Below are 5,124 nucleotides of genomic sequence, written 5' to 3'. Positions count from 1 at the left end.
GAAGACCTTGACGACGTAGTCGCCGGCCGGCAGGGCGGTGGTGGTGAAGCTGTACTCGCCGCGAGATGGAGCCGAGACGTCGGCCGTCGTGTGACCGGAGGCGACCGTCGTGCCGCCCTTGGTGATCGCCCATTGGACGTTGGCCTCGTTGGTGCTCGCGATGCCGGTCACCGTGACCTTGCCTGCGGGGAGGCTCTCGCCGCGGCTCGGGGCGTCGATCCAGACTGGTGACAGGATCGCCCAGACAGCCATCTCGTCCGTCGGGCGCGTATAGGCGTGGTCCGTCCGCGCGTCACCGGCAAGCGTCGCCCCGCCGTCCGCGAGGGTGAAGCGCACGGGGAGGTTCCCCTTGCCGACGGCCGCCTGTGCCGTCCAGACGAGCTGGTCCACCGCGATCTGGCCCTCGCTCGCGCTGAGCCCCTTGGCGCCGGTGGAGAGGGTCACGTCGATCTCGGCGGCGGTGACGGTCACCTTGTCGACCTCGACGCCCTTCCACATCGGACGGTAGGCGGCGCCGGCCGGCCCGCCGGCGACCGCCTCCGCGAGGGCCGCGGTGGCCTTGTCGGCAGCATCGTCGCGGGTGGCGACGTCGATGAGGCCGAACTCCCGGAACAGGACGAGCGAGGTCGAGCCGTCGGTGCGTGGCCCGACGTAGTAGACCGGAAGGGGCAGGACCCATCTGGCCTGGGTGTCGTTGCACAAGGACACTCCGGACGTCGGCTTCGCGCACAGGGCGGCGCTGTTCCCGGTGTCCGCGGGGGAGCTCGACGTCGACTCGGGTGTCGTGCTGGCTGTCGGGCTGCTGGTGGAGCTCTGCTGCGTGGGGGACACCGGGCTCGCAGCGGGGGGCGGGGTCTGGGCGGGTCGGTTCGCGACCCAGATGCCACTCGCGACGGCCGCTGCCACTGCCGCCGCTGCGACAGGCAGCAGCCAGCGGTGCCGGCCGGAGGCGCCCGCATCGGCGTCGGCGTCGCTCAGCTGCGCGCCGTGGGCCTCGGCGAGGATCGCATCGAGCCGGTCCTGGGGGCGGATCGCAGCTGCCTCACGGTGCAGCTGCGCCCGCACCGTCTCCTCGACGTGCTGCAGGCCGGCGCCGATGACGACGGTCTCGTCCTCGGGACGGTGGCCGTCGTTGCGGTCGTCAGTGTTCATTGCTGCTCCATCGTGGCTCGCAGGGTCGTGAGGGCTCGGTGGGCGTGCGCCTTGACCGAGCCGGGGGAGATGTCGAGGGCCCGGGCGATCTGGGCCTCGGAGAGGTCCTCGTAGTAGCGGAGCACGACGACCTCGCGTTGCCGCTGGGGCAGCCGCTCGAGGGCGTCCAGCACGGTGCGTCGCTCGTCGGAGGCGAGGACCATCGTCTCGGCACTCACGTGGCTGGTGCGGCCCGGCGCGTCGGCGGCCGCCGCGTCGGCCCGGTTCTGCCGGTCGACGACGACCGCGTGGCGCTGCAGCGACCGGCACCGGTTGACGACCGCGGTCTGCAGGTAGGCCACGACCCGACCCGAGTCACGGATCGACTCCCACCGGCGGTGCGTCGCGACGAAGGCGTCCTGGACGGCGTCCTCGGCGATGGACTGGTCCCGCACCAGCAGCCAGGCGAGGCGGACGAGACGGGTCCAGTGAGCGGCGTACAGCTCAGTGATCGCGTGGTCGGCGTCGTCGAGGCCCGGCGGCCGTGCTCGGGTAGGCATGCCCAACGTTCTCACGACGTGGAGACGCCCCAGGGGACCCGCCGGTTGACCTGAGGAGTGTGAAGCGTCTCACCGTGGGTGCGCCCACGTAGACTGGGGGCCAAATGAACGATGCCGATTCCGTGAGTCCCGACGCCCAGGCCCAGCCAGTCCTCACTCGTGAGATCCCACCGCCCACCGAGATGGTCACCCTCCTCGGGCCGCGAGACGAGTTCCTCCGCACGCTCGAGCGGCAGTTCCCGACCGTCGACACGCACGTCCGTGGCAACGAGATGACCTTCACCGGCCCGGCCGGCGAGCTCGAGCTCATCGACGAGCTGCTGGACGAGCTGCTCACCATCATCACGACCGGGCAGCCGCTCAACCGTGACGCGGTCGAGCGCTCCATCGGCATGCTGCGGGCGCAGACGAAGGAGCGCCCGGCCGACGTGCTGACGATGAACATCGTCAGCAGCCGCGGCCGCACGATCCGCCCGAAGACCCTCGGCCAGAAGCGCTACGTCGACGCCATCGACGAGCACACCGTCGTGTTCGGCATCGGGCCCGCGGGCACCGGCAAGACCTACCTCGCCATGGCCAAGGCGGTCGCGGCGCTGCAGGCCAAGCAGGTCAACCGGATCATCCTGACCCGCCCGGCCGTCGAGGCGGGGGAGCGGCTGGGGTTCCTCCCCGGCACCCTCAACGACAAGATCGACCCCTACCTGCGGCCGCTCTACGACGCGCTCCACGACATGATTTCGCCCGAGACGATCCCGCGGCTCATGGCCTCCGGCACGATCGAGGTCGCGCCCCTCGCCTACATGCGTGGCCGGACTCTCAACGATGCGTTCATCATCCTCGACGAGGCACAGAACACCTCCGGCGAGCAGATGAAGATGTTCCTCACCAGGCTCGGCTTCGGGTCCAAGATGGTCGTCACGGGTGATGTGACGCAGGTGGACCTCCCGGGCGGGACGCGGTCCGGCCTCAACGAGGTGCGGCACATCCTCGAGGGGATCGAGGATGTCCACTTCTCCGAGCTGACCTCGGTCGACGTCGTCCGGCACCGGCTGGTGAGCGAGATCGTCGACGCCTACGACCGCAACGACGCCAAGATCCGCCGGCGCCGCAAGCACGCCGAGCAGGAGGGCCGCCGATGAGCGTCGACGTCCTCAACGAGACCGACTTCGAGGTCGACGAGCTCGAGCTGCTCGACTGCGCGCGCTACGTGATGGACCAGATGCGGGTCCACCCGGAGGCAGACCTCTGCATCACGCTCGTCGACGAGGCCGCTATGGAGACGCTCCACGTGCAGTGGATGGATCTCCCCGGCCCGACCGACGTCATGAGCTTCCCGATGGACGAGCTGCGTCCGGGGGCCGAGGGTGACGAGCCGACCGAGGGCAACCTCGGTGACGTCGTGCTCTGCCCGACCGTCGCCGCGAGGCAGGCGCGGGAGGCCGGCCACGCCCCGGTCGAGGAGATGCTCCTGCTGACGACGCACGGGATCCTGCACCTGCTCGGCTACGACCACGCCGAGCCGGACGAGGAGCGCGAGATGTTCGAGCTGCAGCGGCAGCTGCTGCTCACCTTCCTCGCCACCCGCAACCGACCGGGCACCTGACGGCCGCCCATGCTGCCCCAGCTCGTCCTGCCGGCCGCGATCAGCATCGTGGTCGCCTTCGCCCTGTCCACCGCCGAGGCGGCCCTCTTCCGGATGTCCCGGGTGCGCGCCCAGGAGCTCTTCGACGAGGGGCGGGCCGGCTCCAGGTCGCTCATGACGGTCGTGGCCGACACCCCGGTCCATCTCTCGGTCATCGCCTTCCTCCGTGTCGTCGCGGAGGCGACCACGGCGGTCCTGGTGACCCTGGCCGTCGCGTCCTGGCTCGAGACGATCTGGCAGGCCGGCCTCGTCGCCATCGCGATCATGGCCGTGGTGTCGTTCGTCGTCGTCGGCGTCTCGCCGCGCACCCTCGGTCGGCAGCACTTCGACACCGTCGCCCTGTGGAGCGCCCCGTTTGCCACGGTCCTGCGCAAGATCCTGGGGCCGGTGGCCCGTGGCTTCGTCGCTCTCGGCAACGCGGTGACGCCCGGGCGCGGCTATGCCGACGGCCCGTTCCAGAGCGAGTCGGAGCTGCGTGACCTGCTCGACCGGGCAGGGGAGACCGAGGTCATCGAGGCCGACGAGCGGGAGATGATCCACTCCGTCTTCGAGCTCGGGGACACCGTGGTCCGGGCCGTCATGGTGCCGCGCACCGACATGGTGACCCTCGAGCACACGAAGACCCTCCGCAGCGCCATGTCGCTCTTCCTCCGTAGCGGGTTCTCCCGGATCCCCGTCGTCGGAGAGGACTCCGACGACGTGCGGGGCCTGCTCTACTTAAATGACGTGGCCCGCCGCCTCACCGCCGCACCCGAGGACGCGAAGCAGCCCGCGACCGAGGTGATGCGACCCATGCACTTCGTGCCTGAGAGCAAACCGATCGACGACCTCCTCCGCGAGATGCAGCAGGAGCAGAGCCACTTCGCGATCGTCGTCGACGAGTACGGCGGCACGGCCGGGCTCGTCACCATCGAGGACATCATCGAGGAGATCGTCGGCGAGATCGCCGACGAGCACGACCGCGAGGCGCCGGGGTCCGAGCAGCTCGAGGACGGCACGTGGCGGGTACCGGCGTCGATGGACATCGATGACCTCGCCGAGCTGTTCGACGTCCACATCGACGAGGAGGACGTCGACACCGTGGGCGGCCTGCTGACCAAGGCGATCGGCCGGGTGCCCATCGTCGGTTCCAGCGGTGCAGTCGCCGGGCTGGTCCTCACCGCCGAGCGGATGGCCGGCCGCCGGCACCGCGTCGCCACCGTCATCGTCCAGCGGGCCGAGCCCGAGGTCGTCCAGCAGCTCATCACCGACAAGGAGGAAGCCCATGGGCACTGACCCGACCGGCCGAGCGGAGGCCGGCTCAGCGCCATACCGTGCCGGTTTCGCCTGCCTCGTCGGCCGGCCCAACGCCGGCAAGTCGACCCTCACCAACGCCTTGGTCGGCCAGAAGGTCGCCATCACGTCCTCGAAGCCGCAGACCACGCGGCACACGATCCGCGGCATCGCGACCACGGACCATGCGCAGCTGATCCTCGTCGACACCCCGGGCCTGCACAAGCCGCGCACGCTGCTCGGCGAGCGGCTCAACGACCTCGTCCGCGAGACGCTCCTCGAGGTCGACGTGATCGGCTTCTGCCTGCCGGCCGACCAGCGGATCGGCCCGGGCGACACGTTCATCGCCAAGGACCTCGCCGAGCTGCGCACCGTGCGGCGCCGGCCCGTGGTGGCCATCGCGACGAAGACCGACCTGGTCGACAAGGGGCGCCTGGCGGAGCACCTCATCGCCATCGACCGGCTCGGCGACTGGGACGCCATCGTCCCCGTGTCCGCGGTGTCGGGGGAGCAGGTCGC

General features: G+C 70.5%; 6 protein-coding genes. 4 read left to right on the top strand and 2 right to left on the bottom strand.

Annotation, left to right across the window (positions count from 1 at the left end; all coding sequences use genetic code 11):
• Together ACTHJJ_RS14390 and ACTHJJ_RS14385 are read right to left on the bottom strand one after the other, a co-directional pair.
• Window positions 1-1,152, bottom strand: a 1,152-nt coding sequence (locus ACTHJJ_RS14390) for a Gmad2 immunoglobulin-like domain-containing protein (protein ID WP_440303626.1), incomplete at its 3' end; no start/stop codon positions are given.
• Window positions 1,149-1,691 (bottom strand): RNA polymerase sigma factor, encoded by a 543-nt coding sequence (locus tag ACTHJJ_RS14385; RefSeq protein ID WP_440303625.1) that lies wholly within the window; start codon window positions 1,689-1,691, stop codon window positions 1,149-1,151. The genes ACTHJJ_RS14385 and ACTHJJ_RS14390, both read right to left, overlap by 4 nt.
• 104 nt (window positions 1,692-1,795) lie before the next feature.
• On the opposite strand from ACTHJJ_RS14385, the gene ACTHJJ_RS14380 reads away from it, so the two are divergent.
• The 4 genes from ACTHJJ_RS14380 to ACTHJJ_RS14365 all read left to right on the top strand — a co-directional run.
• Window positions 1,796-2,830, top strand: a complete 1,035-nt coding sequence (locus ACTHJJ_RS14380) for a PhoH family protein (protein WP_440303624.1) — start codon at window positions 1,796-1,798, stop codon at window positions 2,828-2,830.
• Window positions 2,827-3,294: an rRNA maturation RNase YbeY gene (gene ybeY / locus ACTHJJ_RS14375; RefSeq protein WP_440303623.1), complete on the top strand. Its 468-nt coding sequence runs from the start codon at window positions 2,827-2,829 to the stop codon at window positions 3,292-3,294. Before ACTHJJ_RS14380 ends, ybeY begins: the two co-directional genes overlap by 4 nt.
• Before the next feature lie 9 nt (window positions 3,295-3,303).
• On the top strand, window positions 3,304-4,608 hold the full coding sequence (locus ACTHJJ_RS14370) for a hemolysin family protein (protein WP_440303622.1): 1,305 nt from the start codon (window positions 3,304-3,306) through the stop codon (window positions 4,606-4,608).
• A partial coding sequence (locus tag ACTHJJ_RS14365; protein ID WP_440303621.1) for a GTPase Era occupies window positions 4,598-5,124 on the top strand: 527 nt, incomplete at its 3' end. The genes ACTHJJ_RS14370 and ACTHJJ_RS14365, both read left to right, overlap by 11 nt.

It is taken from the genome of Intrasporangium sp., from assembly GCF_051961875.1.
GTDB lineage: Bacteria > Actinomycetota > Actinomycetes > Actinomycetales > Dermatophilaceae > Intrasporangium_A.
Note: the sequence above shows the minus strand (reverse complement) of the source record. Positions and strands in the feature narration are given on the sequence as shown.

Bases quoted from the DNA above. Each gene is read 5' to 3' on its own strand.
- ACTHJJ_RS14385 (WP_440303625.1), bottom strand. From the start codon at position 1,691: ATGCCTACCCGAGCACGGCCGCCGGGCCTCGACGACGCCGACCACGCG.
- ACTHJJ_RS14380 (WP_440303624.1), top strand. From the start codon at position 1,796: ATGAACGATGCCGATTCCGTGAGTCCCGACGCCCAGGCCCAGCCAGTC.
- ybeY (WP_440303623.1), top strand. From the start codon at position 2,827: ATGAGCGTCGACGTCCTCAACGAGACCGACTTCGAGGTCGACGAGCTC.
- ACTHJJ_RS14370 (WP_440303622.1), top strand. From the start codon at position 3,304: ATGCTGCCCCAGCTCGTCCTGCCGGCCGCGATCAGCATCGTGGTCGCC.